The sequence below is a fragment of the Chloracidobacterium sp. genome, from assembly GCA_025057975.1.
In the GTDB taxonomy this organism is placed as follows: domain Bacteria; phylum Acidobacteriota; class Blastocatellia; order Chloracidobacteriales; family Chloracidobacteriaceae; genus Chloracidobacterium.
Genome location: JANWUV010000004.1, coordinates 207108 through 225416, shown reverse-complemented (window position 1 = coordinate 225416; position 18309 = coordinate 207108). Strand labels below are relative to the sequence as shown.

13 protein-coding genes and 1 CRISPR repeat array are annotated in these 18309 nt (G+C 58.6%); of the genes, 3 read left to right on the top strand and 10 right to left on the bottom strand.

Going from position 1 to position 18309, the window contains the following annotated elements:
* Positions 1–86 precede the first annotated feature (86 nt).
* Positions 87–1250, bottom strand: coding sequence for a CRISPR-associated ring nuclease Csm6 (gene csm6 / locus NZ585_05190; GenBank protein ID MCS7079434.1), 1164 nt, complete (start codon positions 1248–1250; stop codon positions 87–89).
* 1195 nt (positions 1251–2445) lie between these two features.
* Positions 2446–8767: direct repeats of the CRISPR family, unit length 37 nt; unit sequence CTCTGGATTGAAGACGCGCTTACAAGCGGATTGAAAC.
* 102 nt (positions 8768–8869) lie between these two features.
* Between csm6 and NZ585_05185 the strand changes: the two genes are divergently transcribed.
* From NZ585_05185 to cas2 (NZ585_05175), 3 genes are all read left to right on the top strand, one after another.
* Positions 8870–9055 (top strand): hypothetical protein, encoded by a 186-nt coding sequence (locus tag NZ585_05185; protein ID MCS7079433.1) that lies wholly within the window; start codon positions 8870–8872, stop codon positions 9053–9055.
* Between the two features lie 113 nt (positions 9056–9168).
* Positions 9169–10167 (top strand): CRISPR-associated endonuclease Cas1, encoded by a 999-nt coding sequence (gene cas1 / locus NZ585_05180; GenBank protein ID MCS7079432.1) that lies wholly within the window; start codon positions 9169–9171, stop codon positions 10165–10167.
* 68 nt (positions 10168–10235) lie between these two features.
* Positions 10236–10514: a CRISPR-associated endonuclease Cas2 gene (cas2, locus tag NZ585_05175; GenBank protein MCS7079431.1), complete on the top strand. Its 279-nt coding sequence runs from the start codon at positions 10236–10238 to the stop codon at positions 10512–10514.
* A 366-nt stretch (positions 10515–10880) separates the two neighbouring features.
* On the opposite strand, the gene NZ585_05170 is transcribed toward cas2 (NZ585_05175), so the two are convergent.
* The 9 genes from NZ585_05170 to NZ585_05130 form a co-directional block, all read right to left on the bottom strand.
* Complete coding sequence (locus tag NZ585_05170) at positions 10881–11267, bottom strand: DUF86 domain-containing protein (GenBank protein ID MCS7079430.1); 387 nt, start codon at positions 11265–11267, stop codon at positions 10881–10883.
* Positions 11264–11554, bottom strand: coding sequence for a nucleotidyltransferase family protein (locus NZ585_05165; GenBank protein ID MCS7079429.1), 291 nt, complete (start codon positions 11552–11554; stop codon positions 11264–11266). Before NZ585_05165 ends, NZ585_05170 begins: the two co-directional genes overlap by 4 nt.
* A 134-nt stretch (positions 11555–11688) precedes the next feature.
* Entirely contained in the window at positions 11689–12933 is a 1245-nt protein-coding gene (gene csx2 / locus NZ585_05160; GenBank protein ID MCS7079428.1) for a TIGR02221 family CRISPR-associated protein, read from the bottom strand.
* A gap of 23 nt (positions 12934–12956) precedes the next feature.
* A complete protein-coding gene (gene cas2 / locus NZ585_05155; GenBank protein ID MCS7079427.1) occupies positions 12957–13250 on the bottom strand; it encodes a CRISPR-associated endonuclease Cas2 in 294 nt (97 codons plus the stop codon).
* 21 nt (positions 13251–13271) lie between these two features.
* Entirely contained in the window at positions 13272–14930 is a 1659-nt protein-coding gene (locus NZ585_05150) for a DUF4407 domain-containing protein (GenBank protein ID MCS7079426.1), read from the bottom strand.
* A 184-nt stretch (positions 14931–15114) separates the two neighbouring features.
* Positions 15115–15510, bottom strand: coding sequence for a hypothetical protein (locus NZ585_05145; GenBank protein MCS7079425.1), 396 nt, complete (start codon positions 15508–15510; stop codon positions 15115–15117).
* A 23-nt stretch (positions 15511–15533) separates the two neighbouring features.
* Entirely contained in the window at positions 15534–16373 is an 840-nt protein-coding gene (locus NZ585_05140; protein MCS7079424.1) for a hypothetical protein, read from the bottom strand.
* 184 nt (positions 16374–16557) lie between these two features.
* A complete protein-coding gene (locus NZ585_05135) occupies positions 16558–17319 on the bottom strand; it encodes a 2OG-Fe(II) oxygenase (GenBank protein ID MCS7079423.1) in 762 nt (253 codons plus the stop codon).
* A complete protein-coding gene (locus NZ585_05130) occupies positions 17306–18292 on the bottom strand; it encodes an NAD-dependent epimerase/dehydratase family protein (protein MCS7079422.1) in 987 nt (328 codons plus the stop codon). The genes NZ585_05135 and NZ585_05130 overlap by 14 nt, the downstream gene beginning before the upstream one ends.
* Positions 18293–18309 lie beyond the last annotated feature (17 nt).

Here is an 18309-nt window from a genome sequence, read left to right as displayed (position 1 = left end):
ACGGGGACATTGCTCGAAAAGCGCCTGAGGGTTAAAGCGTGCGTCAGTGCGATACTTCGGCGGAAAGGTTGGTGAGGAAACGTCTTTCACTCGCGGATGATGATTTGCTCGTCTTTGAGCGTCAGGCGGTAGCGTGACCGGTGGGGATCGCTTCGCTTGCCGACGTTTTCGATGGCGTACCGTTGGGCGGCCTGTTCGCCGAGCGACTCTTCAAAGGCCTTGTTGATCCGCGACTTATGCGGCTCGAAGTATTTCGCCGTCAAGACGCGATCGCCTTTGCGCGCAGACTTCTTTTCCTCTTTGTCTCCAAGCAGGCTTTTTTCAAGCCGCTCATAATCGCCGCTCATCTTGTTCATGACGCGCCCTGCCTGTTCCAGAAACTCGTCGCAGGCTTCCGGCGCGCTCCGATCCACTTCCGGCTTGCCGGCTTTGACGCGCTCGGCCAGCCAGAGCAGCAGCGCAAATTCGGTCGGCGTCAAAGTAATCTCGATGTCGTCGGCCCACACGCGCTTCTGCGCCACATCCAGCACAAGCTGCGGCGGTTGCAGCATGCGGTTGGCGGCGGCCACCACGTCGCTCATGCGCGCTTGACCTTTCAAGAAACGCGGCGGCAAGCCGTTCCTCAAACGGACGAAGGGAATTTCAGCGAGCGTGACTTCGGCGTCTCGACAGTCGACCAGTTTTTTGTCGCTCGTTTCAATGATGCGCTCGTAGGGTGTTGGATAGAAAAATGACCAACTCGACTCAAACGGGGCGCTCACCAGCACGTGCGACAGCCGATCCTGCGACCGTCCGAACAGCGACAGCGCATAGCCGAGGTAGTAACCCATGGTCTTCCGTCCGCCGGCCAGCGAAACGTGCAGCGCCGACTGGTCATCGGCCGTCAAATCGCGTACCAGCGTCGTCAGCGCGTCCGCTGCGGCTTCATTGTCTTGCGGCGAGCGGATGTCGTCGAGCGGGTTGCCTTGCGCGTCCTGGAGAACGTGGATGCGCTCGCTGTCAAACGCGATAGGCGGCAGCTGATAATCCTGGCGCAGCCGGTGAAACCAGCCGGGGTCGGCCGACAGCAGCGATAGTCGGGCGCGTTCCGCCCCTTCTTTGGTTGTCACGAGGTGGATTTCCGTTGGGATAAAAGCTGGTTGCTGCCGAATCAGGGCGTACACGGTTTCCGTCACGACCTGCGGCGTCAGACCTGTAGCGACAAGTAGGATGCGGCGTTTGTAGTCGGTTGGTTTTGACGGAGCGGACATAGGTTAGTTCCTCACACGATGGTTGGCTTTGCTGCCTCTGCTTCGCTTCCGGCAAGGCGGAAACAACGAATGGATGATTTGTATCCGATTGGCAAAAAGCGCATTCAGCTTGGTAGCGGGGAGCAGACAACGGCGACTGTTGCAAGCTTGTGGGCGCTGTTTGCGCGCTCCTAAGGGATTTCTCGGCAGGTGGTTTGGCAACCGGCGCTATAGCGGGCTTTTTACCTGAGACGCGCATTAGGAGGAAGCTTGGGTGCGCCGTGCGGTGGGTAACATCACCGTTTCTGCCCATCGGAGCGAGGACGGAGCAGCGTACGCAGCAACCTTTCTAAGTTTGGCGTATTTGCTGAGAAAACGCAGCGAGCTAGGCGCTCACTTGGCGCGTGGCGGCGTCTGCTGGCACACGCCAAATCGCTTATTAGTTCATGCTAGGTATGGCTGCGTTGATGCGAAAACGGCCCTAGGTCGTCCCTACCCTGTCGAGCGGGACGGCTTTATGTCGGCTGCGTAGGCTTTGGGAGTGAATCGCGCGCCGACTCGGCGTTCTGCGCTAGAAGCCGAAATGCACCGACTTGCTTTGAGGACGCTTGACCATGTTGAGGGGTGACACACGTTTTGCCTAGAGAGTCCACGCCGCTTCGTGAAGGGAGCGTTGGCAGGCACTGTCGCCAAGCCTTTGGTATAGCGCGTCGCAGTTGGCCATACGCAGGAAAAGCGACGGAACACTCCCCACGCCAAACCACTACGCAGCGCACGCTAGGGTATTGCTCCACGGGAGTAGGAATTGCTCTTGTGATTTGCCTTGAAAACATATGCTTAGAGAAGCATATGCCTAAAGCTTGTGGGGTGAAAGGGACAGTTTGCCGGTGACTGGGGTGGGTGTATGGGGAGGGCAGAGGCTTTGCGACATTAGCGGCCGTGCCTCCGCCGCCAGCGCTTGCTTGCAGCAACCAAGAACGCTTACTGTGCCGGACGCCAGCTGGCGGTAGGCGTACCTCCACCTGCCAGCCAACCCGTTGGCTAACCCCGTCCACGCCCCAAAAGGGGGGAGGTTAGCCAACTGGGGAAGTCCTTTCTTTGAAAACAGTTAGCTTTTGGCGTGCCGGCGGCGGCTTGTGCCGTTGCTGGTCGTGCCGGTCGGGTTAGCCAAAAGGGGCTATTTGGCTATTGACAGCAAAGGGGTTACGAGTGCAGCCTCTGGATTGAAGACGCGCTTACAAGCGGATTGAAACTTTGAAGTATTGATGCGATGTTAGCATTTGAAGCCTCCGTGAAACTCTGGATTGAAGACGCGCTTACAAGCGGATTGAAACATTCCTCATCCCCGGCCCAGGTCTGGGCCTGGGCCGGAGTTACCTCTGGATTGAAGACGCGCTTACAAGCGGATTGAAACTTTCCCGGTTCCTGTGCCTCCAACGAGGCACGGGGTTAAGTTCCTCTGGATTGAAGACGCGCTTACAAGCGGATTGAAACAGCGCCGATAAACACTGCGAAGTCCAGTTTTCCGACACTTCCTCTGGATTGAAGACGCGCTTACAAGCGGATTGAAACAAGCGCTAGAACTAAGAGGAAGAACAGGAACACACTTCCCTCTGGATTGAAGACGCGCTTACAAGCGGATTGAAACCCTACTGAAGCCGACAATATTTCCGCCGGTTGCGGGTTCCACTCTGGATTGAAGACGCGCTTACAAGCGGATTGAAACTCCATTCTTTGCCGCCCTTTTCGGCCGGGCGGCCGGCCAAGACTCTGGATTGAAGACGCGCTTACAAGCGGATTGAAACCTCTCTGTTTACCCTATCCCGGCCTTGCGCCGGGATAGGGTCCTCTCTGGATTGAAGACGCGCTTACAAGCGGATTGAAACCAACGCGCGCGAAAACGGCGAAGTCTTTCAAGTCCATATATTCTCTGGATTGAAGACGCGCTTACAAGCGGATTGAAACTAGGGCTTCATCTTTGGCATTGAGGTTAACCTGGATACGGTTAACTCTGGATTGAAGACGCGCTTACAAGCGGATTGAAACGTTTTTCCTTCTAGCGCGCGGAGCGCTAGAACAAGAAGGAAGACTCTGGATTGAAGACGCGCTTACAAGCGGATTGAAACGAAGAACAGAAACATCCTCCATCCTTTGCCGCCCTTTTCGGCCCTCTGGATTGAAGACGCGCTTACAAGCGGATTGAAACTCTTTGGAAGCCGCGCGACGCCGAGCGGCGTCGGCGACTTCCCTCTGGATTGAAGACGCGCTTACAAGCGGATTGAAACGGAATCAACTAACTGTGGGCATAGTACTCGGATGTAAGTGCCCTCTGGATTGAAGACGCGCTTACAAGCGGATTGAAACTTCCGCCGCGCGCCAAGCTTCAGCCGCCGTAACCGGCAAGAAGCTCTGGATTGAAGACGCGCTTACAAGCGGATTGAAACCACGGAGAGCAAGGACAAGAAGGAAGAACAGGAACATTTTCCACTCTGGATTGAAGACGCGCTTACAAGCGGATTGAAACTGTCCGCCCTTCTAGCGCACGAAGCGCCAGAAGGAGGAGGAACTCTGGATTGAAGACGCGCTTACAAGCGGATTGAAACTGGCGCGACTTCTTTTTCCTACCCCCTTTTTTTTTAGGGGTTACCTCTGGATTGAAGACGCGCTTACAAGCGGATTGAAACCCCGTGGCCGACGGCGGATATCCACTCCTCATCCCCGGCCCAGCTCTGGATTGAAGACGCGCTTACAAGCGGATTGAAACTTAATAAAGCGTACCAATACAGTCCCGCGTTGGGGATTACCGCGGCTCTGGATTGAAGACGCGCTTACAAGCGGATTGAAACCCACTAGCCCGTCGCCACAGTCGGCGACGGCTTCCTTGCGCTCTCTGGATTGAAGACGCGCTTACAAGCGGATTGAAACAAGGGGAAGCGCATAGGTTATACGCTTCCCCACAGATTCTCTGGATTGAAGACGCGCTTACAAGCGGATTGAAACCCTGGCCGTAAGTGGCTGGTAGTGATACCCTGGGAATACTTCAGCTCTGGATTGAAGACGCGCTTACAAGCGGATTGAAACGGCCTGGTCCCCGACATTCAAAGTAACCTGGATTCTATTGACCTCTGGATTGAAGACGCGCTTACAAGCGGATTGAAACCCAGTGCCTGGTCCCCTACATTCAGGGTCACCTGGACCCTGTTCTCTGGATTGAAGACGCGCTTACAAGCGGATTGAAACCCGCCGGTAAGCGTGACCCAGTGGGCTTTGAAGCGCGCACCGCTCTGGATTGAAGACGCGCTTACAAGCGGATTGAAACGACCCTGTTGACCCTGACGGGCCGGCCGAAAAGGCCGGACAACTCTGGATTGAAGACGCGCTTACAAGCGGATTGAAACGCCCAGGTCTGGGCCTGGGATGGAGTGATGATGACGTACCAACTCTGGATTGAAGACGCGCTTACAAGCGGATTGAAACTTTAGCCTGCAGACTAGGGCCTCATCTCCGGCATTGAGGCTAACTCTGGATTGAAGACGCGCTTACAAGCGGATTGAAACGTTGCGCGCACAAGCGTTGTGCGCGCTTCAACCCGTGCGAAACTCTGGATTGAAGACGCGCTTACAAGCGGATTGAAACGACCTACCCCTTTTTTTTTCAAGGGTTATTTACTTTTTGACTCTGGATTGAAGACGCGCTTACAAGCGGATTGAAACTCCCGGGATTCGTGATAACAGCGGAATTGAGGACATATCTTGCCCTCTGGATTGAAGACGCGCTTACAAGCGGATTGAAACTTTCGGCTGGGCGGCTAGCCAAGAGTGTCTCTACATTAGCACGCTCTGGATTGAAGACGCGCTTACAAGCGGATTGAAACAAGGCGCGGACGCGGAGCGATGTGTGGGTAACCGTCACGCCCCTCTGGATTGAAGACGCGCTTACAAGCGGATTGAAACTGTGGGTATAGTACTCGGATGTGAGCACCTTGTCAAGTATTTTCCTCTGGATTGAAGACGCGCTTACAAGCGGATTGAAACCCCGAACCGCACGTCGTGCGGTTCGACCGGTCGACCGGGTATTCTCTGGATTGAAGACGCGCTTACAAGCGGATTGAAACTTCTTCCTTCCAGCGCACGAAGCGCTAGAACTAAGAGGAAGACCTCTGGATTGAAGACGCGCTTACAAGCGGATTGAAACGGCCACTAGGGCCTCATCATTGAGGCGTAGGGCCTTTACACGCTCTGGATTGAAGACGCGCTTACAAGCGGATTGAAACCAAAATGATTCCCGCGCCGGAGCCGTTTTGGGGGTTATGTTTGCTCTGGATTGAAGACGCGCTTACAAGCGGATTGAAACCCTGGGCCGGTTATAACGGCCGCATTCAAGATGTATTTCATCCTCTGGATTGAAGACGCGCTTACAAGCGGATTGAAACTAGCGGCGTCGCGCCTGGCGCGACCTTCCCCTTTTTTTCAAGCTCTGGATTGAAGACGCGCTTACAAGCGGATTGAAACTCGCCGAGGTAAAAATCTCTTTTCGCAGCCACTTCCTGGCCTCCTCTGGATTGAAGACGCGCTTACAAGCGGATTGAAACTCCGCTTCAAGTCTTTCGTCTTCATACTTGCCTCCAAAATGGCTCTGGATTGAAGACGCGCTTACAAGCGGATTGAAACAGCCTCGGCGGTCTCGGCGTACCCGACCGTCGAGGTGAAAGCCCCTCTGGATTGAAGACGCGCTTACAAGCGGATTGAAACTTACTTCGGCGCGCGTTACCCGCGCGTCGAAAAACCCGGTTCTCTCTGGATTGAAGACGCGCTTACAAGCGGATTGAAACAGCTGCCGGCCGTCGTAATGACGGCCGAGTTGAGGATATACCCTCTGGATTGAAGACGCGCTTACAAGCGGATTGAAACGGCCGACCTCAAAATCTTGACACCACTCCACGTGACGAACGCCCCTCTGGATTGAAGACGCGCTTACAAGCGGATTGAAACATACCTGCTTCCTTGTCGGCGTGAAAACTGGCCTTCTTGAAACTCTGGATTGAAGACGCGCTTACAAGCGGATTGAAACAAAAGGAAGAACAGGAACATCCCTTCTTACCCTTTGCCGCCCCTCTGGATTGAAGACGCGCTTACAAGCGGATTGAAACGCGCGTCAAGACCGGCCTCGACCGCCGCCAAGTAGGCGGCGGCCTCTGGATTGAAGACGCGCTTACAAGCGGATTGAAACGCCTGGTCTGGGGTAATAGTAATGTACCAGAACACCCCAGGACCTCTGGATTGAAGACGCGCTTACAAGCGGATTGAAACTGGGCTTGATTGCCGCTCTTAGCGGCGTCGCGCCTGGCGCGACCTCTGGATTGAAGACGCGCTTACAAGCGGATTGAAACCTTGCCATTTTTTCCTCCTTTTACATACCGCCTATTCCGGCCGCTCTGGATTGAAGACGCGCTTACAAGCGGATTGAAACTCGACCGTCCGCCCTAAAAGGGCGGACAGAAGCTCGGCCGTCTCTGGATTGAAGACGCGCTTACAAGCGGATTGAAACGGCCGTCGGCCGGTTTCGCAGCCGACAGACCAGGGCCTGATCTCTGGATTGAAGACGCGCTTACAAGCGGATTGAAACGACTATTGAGTTACCTTGGTATCTTTCGGGCACTTCGGGCACCTCTGGATTGAAGACGCGCTTACAAGCGGATTGAAACGCACCCGGTTTACTTCGACCGTCCGCCCTAAAAGGGCGGACAGCTCTGGATTGAAGACGCGCTTACAAGCGGATTGAAACGCGGAGTTGAGAATGTATCTCATCTCTGCCTCTCCATTTGCCGCCTCTGGATTGAAGACGCGCTTACAAGCGGATTGAAACCCGCGGCGTTCCCGGCGGGAAGGCGAGGCGAAACACCAAAGCCCTCTGGATTGAAGACGCGCTTACAAGCGGATTGAAACGCTTTTGACGCGAGCGCGAAAGTAACTGGTCGTCTATCGTGATCTCTGGATTGAAGACGCGCTTACAAGCGGATTGAAACCCCCTATCCTTTGCCGCCCTTTTCGGCTGGGCGGCTAGCCAAGACCTCTGGATTGAAGACGCGCTTACAAGCGGATTGAAACTTACCGCCCTATTTCTGACGCGCCGTAACGGTAGGCGCGAAACTCTGGATTGAAGACGCGCTTACAAGCGGATTGAAACATACTCCGGGTCCAGTGAGGACCGCGGAATTGAGAATATATCCTCTGGATTGAAGACGCGCTTACAAGCGGATTGAAACACGCTTGTGCGCGCCTCCGTGCGCGCGAAAACGGCGAAGTCCTCTGGATTGAAGACGCGCTTACAAGCGGATTGAAACGTGCCTGGTCGCCGACATTGAGGCTTACTTGCAGCCTGTTCTCTGGATTGAAGACGCGCTTACAAGCGGATTGAAACCAACGCGCGGCCTCTGTGTTTACCCTATCCCGGCCTTGCGCCGGCTCTGGATTGAAGACGCGCTTACAAGCGGATTGAAACGGGCGTACCAGAACACTCCGGGTCCGGTTATAACCGCTGAATCTGGATTGAAGACGCGCTTACAAGCGGATTGAAACTGGGCCGGGGTAATGAGGGCGTACCAGAACACTCCGGGTCCGGTCTCTGGATTGAAGACGCGCTTACAAGCGGATTGAAACTATAGCTGTAAACCCCTGGTCCAGTGATGACAGCTGAATTGAGCTCTGGATTGAAGACGCGCTTACAAGCGGATTGAAACCATAAAAACCCGCTGTGTGTTCCCAGCACACAGCGGGCGTGCTTCCTCTGGATTGAAGACGCGCTTACAAGCGGATTGAAACCTAGCGCGCCGTAACGGTAGGCGCGAAATCAACTAACTGTGCTCTGGATTGAAGACGCGCTTACAAGCGGATTGAAACAAGCCTTTCAATTCCATAACTCCTCCCTATTTACCGCCCTACTCTGGATTGAAGACGCGCTTACAAGCGGATTGAAACTACCCCAACGCAAGGAATGATGTATTTGAATTCCATTCTCTCTCTGGATTGAAGACGCGCTTACAAGCGGATTGAAACTTGCAACCGGCGGCGGCGGCAAGGCGCTGAAAGGCGGCTAAGTCTCTGGATTGAAGACGCGCTTACAAGCGGATTGAAACTTCTAGGTACTCGTTGATGATAGAGTCCCAAGCTATGTTGCGGCTCTGGATTGAAGACGCGCTTACAAGCGGATTGAAACACCACCACCGGGTGCGCCGTCCCCGCTATCTCTGCGGGGACGCCTCTGGATTGAAGACGCGCTTACAAGCGGATTGAAACAGCGCCGAAGGCCTTGAGCTGATCCTTGAATTGGAAAGTGTTGCCCTCTGGATTGAAGACGCGCTTACAAGCGGATTGAAACTAAGCCTATGTGTCAAACTATTCCTCCAACAGTGAAGCGACTTTGGATTGAAGACGCGACTAAAAGCAGATTGAAACGCCGACAATGCCTTGCCGGTTTCGTCGCAAAGCCATTCGCTTTGGATTGAAGGATTGAAGACGCGGCTAGAGCAGTTTCCGAGACAACGTAGCGAGTTAGCCCGCTATTTGGAGTGCGGGGCGTTCCGCCGCTTTCCTGCGTGGCGGCTCGACGCCACGTGCCACGCTGGAAGGCGTGGCGGTTCGTTGTCCCAAGACAAGCTGGGAAGCCATCCGGCGCGTCAAGCCGCCGCACTCCAAACCATTGACGCGATTCAACTGGTTATCGCTCTGCTGGGTTTGGCGGCGGATTGGACGCAGTACCGGCTCCAAACCGTGGACGCGATTCAACCGGTTATCTCTCCCCTTTACGCGGAAACTGCTCCAATTTGAGAAGCGCGTTGCTTTCCCTACGCAAAGCGCCGGCAAGCTTGCCTGTCCAACACCCCTCGCTCAACAACGGTAGGCTCTCGCCAACATCATTTCCCGCAGGAGAGCCGACCGCTATGACGACGCTTTACTTGACCGAACAAAACACAACACTCCATAAGCGCGATAACCGTTTCGCTCTCGAACGCGACGGCCGCGTTATTGCCGAAGTCCACGACTTCCAAGTGGAACGGGTCGTCGTCTTCGGTCACATCCAGCTTTCAACCGCCGCCATCAGCCACCTGCTCGCCTCCGGCATTGACACCACCTTTGTGACCGTCACCGGCCGCTTCAAAGGACGACTCGCCGCGCTCGAATCCAAAAACGCCCCCTTGCGCGCCCGGCAGTTTGAGCGCGTCAACGATCCAGTCTTCAAACTGGCGCTGGCCAAAACCTTCGTCCAAGCCAAGGTCGCCAACGGCGTCGAAAACCTCGCGCGCCAACAGCGCAACCATCCCGAACTCAACCTCGGCGACGCCATTGACTTCCTTTCCAGCGTCGGCCCGCGTATCGAACGCGCCGCCGACCTCGACGAACTGCGCGGCGTCGAAGGCAACGCCGCCGCCGTGTACTTCAAAGCCCTCGGCAGCCTCTTCCGACGCGGCTTCACCTTTGAAAAACGGACACGCCGACCGCCGACCGATCCGGTCAACGCCCTGCTGAGCTTCGGCTACTCTCTGCTCCTCAACGAAGCCGTCGCCGCCGTCGCCGGCGTGGGACTCGATCCCTACTTCGGTTTCTTGCACGAAGTCCTCTACAGCCGCTGCTCGCTGGCGCTCGACCTCATCGAGGAGTTCCGTCCCATCACCGCCGACCGCCTCGCCATCAACATGGTCAATCTGGCGATTGTCGAACTCGAAGACTTCATAAAAACCGAAGAGGGCGGCGTCCTGCTCAACGACGAGGCGCGGAAGCGGTTTCTCTACGAGTACGAGCGGCTCATGACGCGCGAGTTCACCAACGCCCGAACCAAGACGCGGACAACCCTGCGCCGCGCGCTCTACGAACAGGCCGAGGCGCTTCAGAAAACCATCCTCGATGGGACGCCCTACCTACCCTTTCGCGGCTGGCACTGAACCGGGGCCGCTGAACCGGTGCTCAAACCAAGACCGCCAACGCGCCCGGCAATGAAAGGAGACGCGCCATGCAGTTCATTCTGTTGACGTACGACATCCGCGATCCACGCCGGCTGCGGCGCGTCATGGAGACGGCCGAACGCTACGGGCGGCGCGTTCAGAAGAGCGTCTTTGAGTGTTGGCTGCGCGACGAGCAGGTGGGCGAGCTGATTGACGATTTGAAAAAGGTTATCAACCGGCGCGTGGATGCCGTCCGACTCTACCGGTTGTGCGCTGCGTGCCGCGCGCGGCGTTGCGCCTGCGGCGACACACGCCTGCGCGAAGACCTTGACGTGATTGTGTGGTGAGCGGCGCGCCAAGCCCGACAGCCCGCGAAGCGGGCGACAGCTTTTAGAGCAGTTGCCGAGTAAGTGTAGCGATACCTTGGTTGAATTGCGTCAACGGTTTGGAGTGCGGGGCGTTCCGCCGCTTTCCTGCGTGGCGGCTCGACGCCACGCGCCACGCCGCAAGACGTGGCGATGCCCTTGATCGGCGGGCACTCAGGCTTTCAGCGCACAACGCTGCGCTATGACGCTTCGCAAACTGGTTGTTTTTCCTCAAAAAAGTTCCTGTGTTATGGCTTTCGGCGCGTCAAGCTGCGCTGTGACAAAGCGCGGAACGCCGCCGCACGCCAAATGTGGACTAGCTCGCTACATTTTGGACGGCGCGAGTATCTAGTCTTCTCCAGTTTCCTTTGTCTCCTTCACAACTTCCTCTTGCGGCTGCTCCAGTTGGAGCAGCGCGGCTTGGATTTCCGCTTGTAACGGTTTCAAGTCGGCATCTATAGCCTGCCAGATTTCAGCCGGATTGACGCTGTCATACTGGTGAATCAACACATCGCGCAAGCCTGCCAAAGCTCGCCATGGGATGTGTGGATGAGCCTTCCGAAATTCTTCAGGGATACGCTTGACTGCCTCGCCAATCACCTCAAGGTTACGGATAACAGCGTCTTGCGTCCGCATGTCATTCATGAAGGACTGCCGTCCCTCAGAGGTGTAATCAAGGATTCTGCTGATGCGCTCTAGAATCTGCGCCAGATAGACGCGCGTATCCTTGCTCACAAAGGCTTAGCCTCCTCAAGAATGCGACGGCGCAGCAACCAGTAAAGCCCGTCTTCAGAGACAACATCCACGGGACAGCCCAGCAACTCGCGCAAGTCGGCGGATAAAGCGCATATATCCAGCAAGCTTCGCCCTTCTTCCATTTTGACCAGCAGATCAATATCACTGTCCGGCCGCGCTTCGCCGCGCGCCACCGAGCCGAAGACTCTCACATTCCGCGCCCCATGCTTTGCCGCCAACGCCAGAATCGCCTCGCGGTGTCTTTGTAGACGTTCTTCCAGATTCATTGCTCCCGACCTTGACGCTCTCAGTGAAGTGACAAAGAGTTTTCCAGCTGGCTTGGCATTCTTCCGTAAAAGCGACGCCGCCCGACGCCACGCTTGGCCTGTCAGGCGCTCGCCCTCGCCTTTGACGCCTTATCCTACGGAGCCGTCAAATCATCAAGCAGCTTGAAACCGCAGTTGACAATGCCATCAATTTGCGCGCGCGCGGCTTTTGGATTGGTAAAGTCGAGCGCGGCATGCAGTTCGGCGCTTTCCGGCGCGGTACCATGCGCGACGCTGTTGCGTAAGTTCCTGACGGCGACAAATGCGTCTTTATAGACTGGATCATTTTCAAGAGCCTCCTTCGCGCCGTGACGAGAGCGATAGTTGAGCGGGTCGCCCGTCTGGAATCGCTGACAACCCGCGACGCAGATCGCCTCGTAAAGCAAAACAATCCCTTTCAAAAGCTGGTTGGATTCAAACGCCGCCTCAGCCTTGCGGCGCAAGCGGGCGGCAAAAGAAGGCTCGGTGATCCACCCGACCGACTCGCCAAGGGCTTCGGCCAGCGCGCGGTCAAGGGCGCTTCCTTCCGCGCAGTTTTTCAAGCCGCGCTGCGCACCTTCCACCGCATGACGCGGGAAGCGATTCACGCTGTCGGCAAAGGCGACGCGCTCAAGATCGCGCAGCAACGTCTCCTCCGGTTGCGTCACGCGCCCAAAGACGTTGACCAATTGGCTGAAGTCGTCCGTGTACCGGTAGGTCGCCAGCGCCTCGGCGATGTCGAGAAAGTCGTTGCACAGCGGAAGCTCAATGACGCGCTGCTGCAACTCCAGCGCGCCGTAGTACATGTCCACCCGCGCCAACCGCCGAAACCACCGCAGCGTCGTCGCCATAAACGTCATCAGCACCGGCTGGTGACGAAAGCCGTGCGTGATGTCAAGCGTGAGGTGGTCGCCGACGCCCGTTTGCTCGTACATCGCCTGCCAGACGCGCATCTGCGAATCGCGGTCATCCGCCGGGCCGACCAGCGCGCAGACGACTTCCAGCCCGGCCGCCGCCGTCAGCGCCGCCGACCACCGATCGAGCACCGCCTGCGTCATGGCCTTTTCGCGGACGGCTTGACCGACTTCATCCCACACCGACTCAATGGACGCCCACTGAGTTTCGGGAACAATTTCCACGAGCGCATCCCAGATGGACTGCGCCGTACCCATCACCAACCACCGCTGCGCCGGTCGTCCCTGTGCAGCGAGATACTTCAACAACGCGACGCCGAAGACCGACGCTTCGTGCTTGGTCTGATTGGGGAAATGGTAGGTCGTCGGCTCGTAGCCGGAGCCGGTTTCCTTCTGTTTGCCCGTGCCGATGAAGCCGGCGACGACATGACGCGACGCTTGACGCATGGCAATGCTCCCTTTCACAGAAATCAAAAGACGTAAAACGGCAGGAGAGGTCGGTTGGGCGCGACGCCCAGGTTGCGGGTTGTTCGCGCACAGCCCTTGCAAAACTCTACGTAGATGATGCTGTCCACGGCGGGTAGGATGATGCGGCGCACTTCGTCCTGCAACATCGCCAACCGCTCCGGCGTCAACCGGCACTCAAAGACACTGTACTGAACGGGCGCGCCGTAACGCATCAACGTCTTGCGCAGCAGGTTGCGCCGTCGGTCGGAGACGACATCGTAGGCTACGACAAACAAGGCTTCACGCGGGGCGGGCATGGGGCGTTCCTCCAGTAGCGTTTATTGCAGGGTTGAGATTGACGGCGTCGGTTGCAGCAGCGACTTCAACCGACTTGCCTGTTCGCTTTCTTCCTCAAAGGATGCGGCGGCGAGTTCGCACCGGAGTCGGCGTGCAACGTCGCTGAGGCGTTCGCGCTCGGTTTGCAGGCGGGCGGCTTCCGCTTCAAGTCGCTCAATCCGCGCCGTCAGCCGGTTGTAGGTTTCCGCCAGTTCATGCTCCCGGAAATGCAGCCCGCATGCCTGCTGTTCGTGGGCGACGAGTTCCGCACGCTTTTGGTCAAGCGCCTTTTGCATTTTGTTCAACACCTTGAGTTGCTCGACCGAGCAGCGCTCATCGGCCTGCAGCTTCTCGGCGAAGAGTTGTTCGAGTTCAGCCACCTCTGTTTGCAGGTATTCGCGTTGGCGTTGGTTGAGGTAGAGCGTTGTCAGGCGTTCGGCTTCGGCGCGGCGGTAGGCTTCAAGCTCGGCGCGGGCGGCGGTCAGCTCGGCGACCGCCTGCGCTTCGGCTTCGGCCGCCAGTCGCGCTTCCTCGTCGGCTTGTGCGGCCATCCGCAAACGCGGCAGCGCCGTTTCGTGCCACCGGACAAACGTCTCCGGCGACATCAGACAAGCCGACGTGGAGCGATCCCACGGATGCAGCCAAGCGTCGTACGCGCCCTTGCGGTATTGCCGCCACCGCCCCTGCCAAACCTCCGAGAGGTAGTACTCAAGCGCCTTGTTCTGCAGGAGAAGCTTGAACAGCGCCAACGCCACGCACAGGAGCCAGAAGCCGCCCTCGATTGTCCGCTGCACCGCGCGCGCTTCAGGCCGTTCGAGGACTTTCCGCATGCGGGCGTACCGCTCGGTCGGCGAGTCGCTCGGCATCGCCACGCCCCAGCGCGCCTTGACAAGCTCGAACTGCCCTTGTTCGACAGCCCGGTTGAGCGCCGCCAACTCGTCCTGCCTGGCGGTTTCAAGAGCGGCGCGTTGCGCTTCGGCGGACGCAATGCGCTCGCGGATGGCCCCGGAAGTCAGCCCGTCGCCGTAGCGGCCCGACCGTCCCCGTCCCGACACTTCGAGGATGAGCGCCTCGCGGTCGGCGCGGAGGGCGCGGTCGAGGTCGGCCAGCTTGGCGTCGGCGCGGGCGGCGATGGATTGCCGCACCTGATCAACGGCGGCGTTTTGATCGCGGCGCAGGTCGGCTTCAATGTCGGCGCGAAACACGAACTGCGTCAAGTACGGCGCGGTGAGCCAGACCGAAAACACGGTCAACCCAAGGCGGACAAAGGCCAGTCCCCACTTGCGCTGCGGGCTGGTCTTGGTCAAGTCGCCGGCAATCAACGAAGCGTCGAGCGCCCAGACGACGAGGAACGCCACTGCGCCGAGGGTCAACCCTGCGCCGACGCCCGCCCAGCCGGTCGCAACGCCGGTTCCAAACCAACCCCAGGCGACGCCTTCCGCCAGCGCCATGCCAAGGACGAGAACGCGCGCCGCCAACAGCCAGAAGTCAGCGCTTGGCGTGAGCAACTCATCGCCAAAGGGGCGCAGGGTGAAGAACCGGCTGATGCGTTCCCAACGGGAGACGGGCAGCCCAGCCGGCGTCAGCGACGGGTCGCGGAACAGGCTCGGTTGGGGCTGGTTAGGTTGCGGGTTGGGTTGGCTGATGTTGAGTTGCAGCATGGCGGGGACTCCTCTCCGGCAAAGCCTTCTAACTCGACGCGCGGCGTTTCGCTCGCGTCGCGGGCTTTATGCCAGAGATTTGTCCAGTCTGCATTTTGGGCAAGCTTGCTGAGGGGTTTACTTGAAGTACAGCCCCTACACATACGGAGCTGAACGGTGGCTTCAGAGACAGCGACCCAAAAGGCTAAATTGCTGTTTTTCCGCCCCAAGCTCGCTCGGCTGCGCTGAGCAAAGCCCTCGCTTCTGCAAGCTCCGCGCGCCGACTCAGGACAAAGCGTGTCGTCGTCCCATGTATGGCGATGACTGTTGGCTCGGTCAGTGGAAAGATGGAGTCACGCAGCGTCGCCTGCCGTGTTTGGCCACCCGACCAGAGCCGCGCTGGATGAATGTACAGCCACAGCGCGCCGTCAGGTCGCCGGACGATTTGAAAGGCCAGTTGTGGGAAGTCCGGCGCATCCACGACGATATCGCAATCCTTGCCGCCGCCGACCGCCACCCAAGTCGCCTCAGCCGGCACAGCGACCTGTGTGACGCCTGCTGCGCGAACAACGTAGAGCTGCCAAGCTGTTGGCGCTGCCATGGCGAACTACCTCGGTGGCGGTTTTACGGCTTCGCCGCCGCTTTAGCCGCCGGGCGCTGCGTCAGCTCGCGCAGCAGCGCGACGACGCCTGGTTCCCCATCGCCGATGAGTCGGGCGCGGCGCGCGCGATAGTCTTCCAAAACCGCCATCGCTTCCGCACGCAGTCGCCTTTCCTCGTCGGTTTCCTGATGTCCCTTCGGCACAGCCCACGTAAACGCTCCCGTCTCACGGGCGTAGCTGGGAATGTGTACGAAGTCGCGTGCGACAAACTTACCTGTCGCCTCTTGAGACTCGCCCGCCGCGACAAAGAAATCCACCGCTGCATCAGGATAGCCGAACAAGTATCCGTAACCGCGCCACCGCAAGGCGCGTTCGGCATGCTCCACCGTTTTGAGCGCATCCATTGGATGAGCGTTGGGCGTAACGCCGAACGGCGCAAAGTAGGCCGCGTGCGCGCGGATCGTCCGCTCCAGCGCCCGCCGGTTAAACACGACACCTTCCGCCTGTCGCTTGCCGTCATAGACGGCTGCAAAAACAAGGACATCGGCGTAAAAACGGTCGCTGCAGCGAAAACGGGACAGCAGCCGCCGTGTCGTTTCAATATCCGTCAGATCGGGCCGGGCAGCGTCGAACTGAAACCGGACGTAGCCGCTACTCATCGGCTTCAAATCGCAGGCAATGGTATAAAGCGCCTCGGCGCGGGCGCGTTCGTGGGGAGCGAGGTCGTCCAGTGCAAAACAGTCCGCCGCCGCGCGTAGTTCGGCCCGCGTCGCACGCTGCCCGCCGGACGCAACCAGCAGCAGCGCCAAAAACACAAGCGACAAATCGCGCGCTATCGCGCGCAACCACGCCGAGACTGGCATCCGTAAAAACCTTTCAGCGTTGACGTTGAGGTTAGCAACCACCGCTTTTGGGCTGCGCCTCAAGTACAAAATCAACCGTCATTGCCAAACCTAAAAGCTTTCCAGCACGGAGCGCCTGTCGTATTGCAGGCGGCGGAAACGCCGCCTGTCGCGCCCCTGACGCAGCCTGACCGTAGCAAGGCGGCTAAAACCAACTCTCCCAAATCTCGCCGACGCGCACTGCGTGGAGCGTGGCCGAAAGGCGGTCGCGGTCACCCGTGAACGGCTCAATCCAATGCAGCCGGTAGCTGTCGAAGATGAGGGCATCGCCGACGCCGTACGTGACCGTCGCATGCGGCCGCGCCAACTGCTCCGGCGATGGTTCATCTGCGCCGACATAAACGGCGTCCCACAGCCGCAGACCGCCGCCCGTAACCGGCGGCTGCAGCATGACCACGACAGTTAGCGCTGGCGCACGCGCGGCAAGCTGTTCTGGCAAAAGTCCTTCAGTGTCGAAGTGAATATCGCCGCCCTGCTGCGCCGCCCAGCCGCCCGCCGGGAAAATGTGAATGCCCGCCCCACGCCAGCCTTCGCGCTGCACGACGGGACGGCCGACGGCCGCGCGCACGAGTCGTCGCATTCGCCGCTGAAGGCCCGGCGCATACCGCTCAACAAGTGCGTTATGCGCTGATGCCTCGGCGAAGTAAACGTCTTCGCGCCCCATTTCCAAATCGGTGTACCACGCACGTCCTAGCGAAAACTGCAACCCGCCGAACGCCTCCACCCAGCGCGCACGGGCGGCATAGACGCCTGCGACGAGTTGCGCACAGTAAGCGGCGTCGAACCAGCCACGGACGCACACTGCCAACTCGGTCGGTGCCGGGATAGCTGGCGTGTCTGTCTCCCGTACCGTCATCAATACCGCCGTTGCTCCCGGAACATCCCCCTGCGCTTTACACGTAGCCATGCTCTCGAAACCAGTTGACGGCTTCACGAAGCGCCGTCTCGATGGGCGTCTGCGGCAGACCAAGGTAAGTGACGGCGCGCGTGGCGTCATAGTACATCGGACGTGCCGCCATCCGCGCCGAATCAAACGCCACCGTCGGCGGTTTACCAGTCAGCCGACTGAGGAAAAATTCATCCACCGCTCCGACAACAATCGGCAGCCAATGGGGCAGGCGGCGCGTCGGCGCGGGCAGTCCCGTGATGGCGGCCAGCATGTCGAGAATTTCCTTCAGTGTCATGTTCCGGTGGCCGAGAATGTACCGCTCGCCGACGCGCCCCTTTTCTACCGCGCGGATGTGTCCAACCGCTACGTCACGGACGTGAATGAGATTCATCCCAGTGTCCACGTAGGCCGGCATCCGGCGCTGTAAAAACCGCAGCACGATGTCGCCGGTTGGCGTCGGCTTGATGTCATAAGGGCCAATCGGCGTACTGGGGTTGACGATCACCACCGGCAGCCCTTCGCGGGCGGCGTCCCGTGCCAGTTGTTCGGCGAGGAATTTCGACTTCTTATAGTCGCCGACCAGTTCTTCAACCGTCGTCTGGAAGGTTTCGTCGGCGACTTGTCCTTCCGGCGGCACGCCGATGGCCGCGACGGAACTGGTGTGGACGATGCGCTTGACGCCGGCGGCCCGCGCCGCTTGCAAGATATGTCGTGTACCTTCCACGTTGGTGCGGTAAATCGCCGCCCGGTCACGACGTAGCAGGCTGTAGTGCGCGGCGATGTGAAAAACCCACTCGCAGCCATCCATGGCGCGCGTCAGGCGCGAGGGATCGTCAAGGCTGCCTTCCACCAGTTCAAAGGCCAAGCCTTCCAGATTGCGCCGGTCGCTGTTGGGACGCGCCAACACTCGTACGGCGGCCCCGCCGGACAGCAGTTCACGCAGGACATTCGCGCCGACAAACCCCGTGCCGCCCGTGAGAAAAACCTTCATTGCCGGGTGTGTGGCCG

Bases quoted from the DNA above. Each gene is read 5' to 3' on its own strand.
- cas2 (MCS7079427.1), bottom strand. From the start codon at position 13,250: ATGCCCGCCCCGCGTGAAGCCTTGTTTGTCGTAGCCTACGATGTCGTC.
- NZ585_05130 (MCS7079422.1), bottom strand. From the start codon at position 18,292: ATGAAGGTTTTTCTCACGGGCGGCACGGGGTTTGTCGGCGCGAATGTC.
- NZ585_05165 (MCS7079429.1), bottom strand. From the start codon at position 11,554: ATGAATCTGGAAGAACGTCTACAAAGACACCGCGAGGCGATTCTGGCG.
- NZ585_05145 (MCS7079425.1), bottom strand. From the start codon at position 15,510: ATGGCAGCGCCAACAGCTTGGCAGCTCTACGTTGTTCGCGCAGCAGGC.
- cas1 (MCS7079432.1), top strand. From the start codon at position 9,169: ATGACGACGCTTTACTTGACCGAACAAAACACAACACTCCATAAGCGC.
- NZ585_05135 (MCS7079423.1), bottom strand. From the start codon at position 17,319: ATGGCTACGTGTAAAGCGCAGGGGGATGTTCCGGGAGCAACGGCGGTA.
- cas2 (MCS7079431.1), top strand. From the start codon at position 10,236: ATGCAGTTCATTCTGTTGACGTACGACATCCGCGATCCACGCCGGCTG.
- NZ585_05140 (MCS7079424.1), bottom strand. From the start codon at position 16,373: ATGCCAGTCTCGGCGTGGTTGCGCGCGATAGCGCGCGATTTGTCGCTT.
- csx2 (MCS7079428.1), bottom strand. From the start codon at position 12,933: ATGCGTCAAGCGTCGCGTCATGTCGTCGCCGGCTTCATCGGCACGGGC.
- csm6 (MCS7079434.1), bottom strand. From the start codon at position 1,250: ATGTCCGCTCCGTCAAAACCAACCGACTACAAACGCCGCATCCTACTT.
- NZ585_05150 (MCS7079426.1), bottom strand. From the start codon at position 14,930: ATGCTGCAACTCAACATCAGCCAACCCAACCCGCAACCTAACCAGCCC.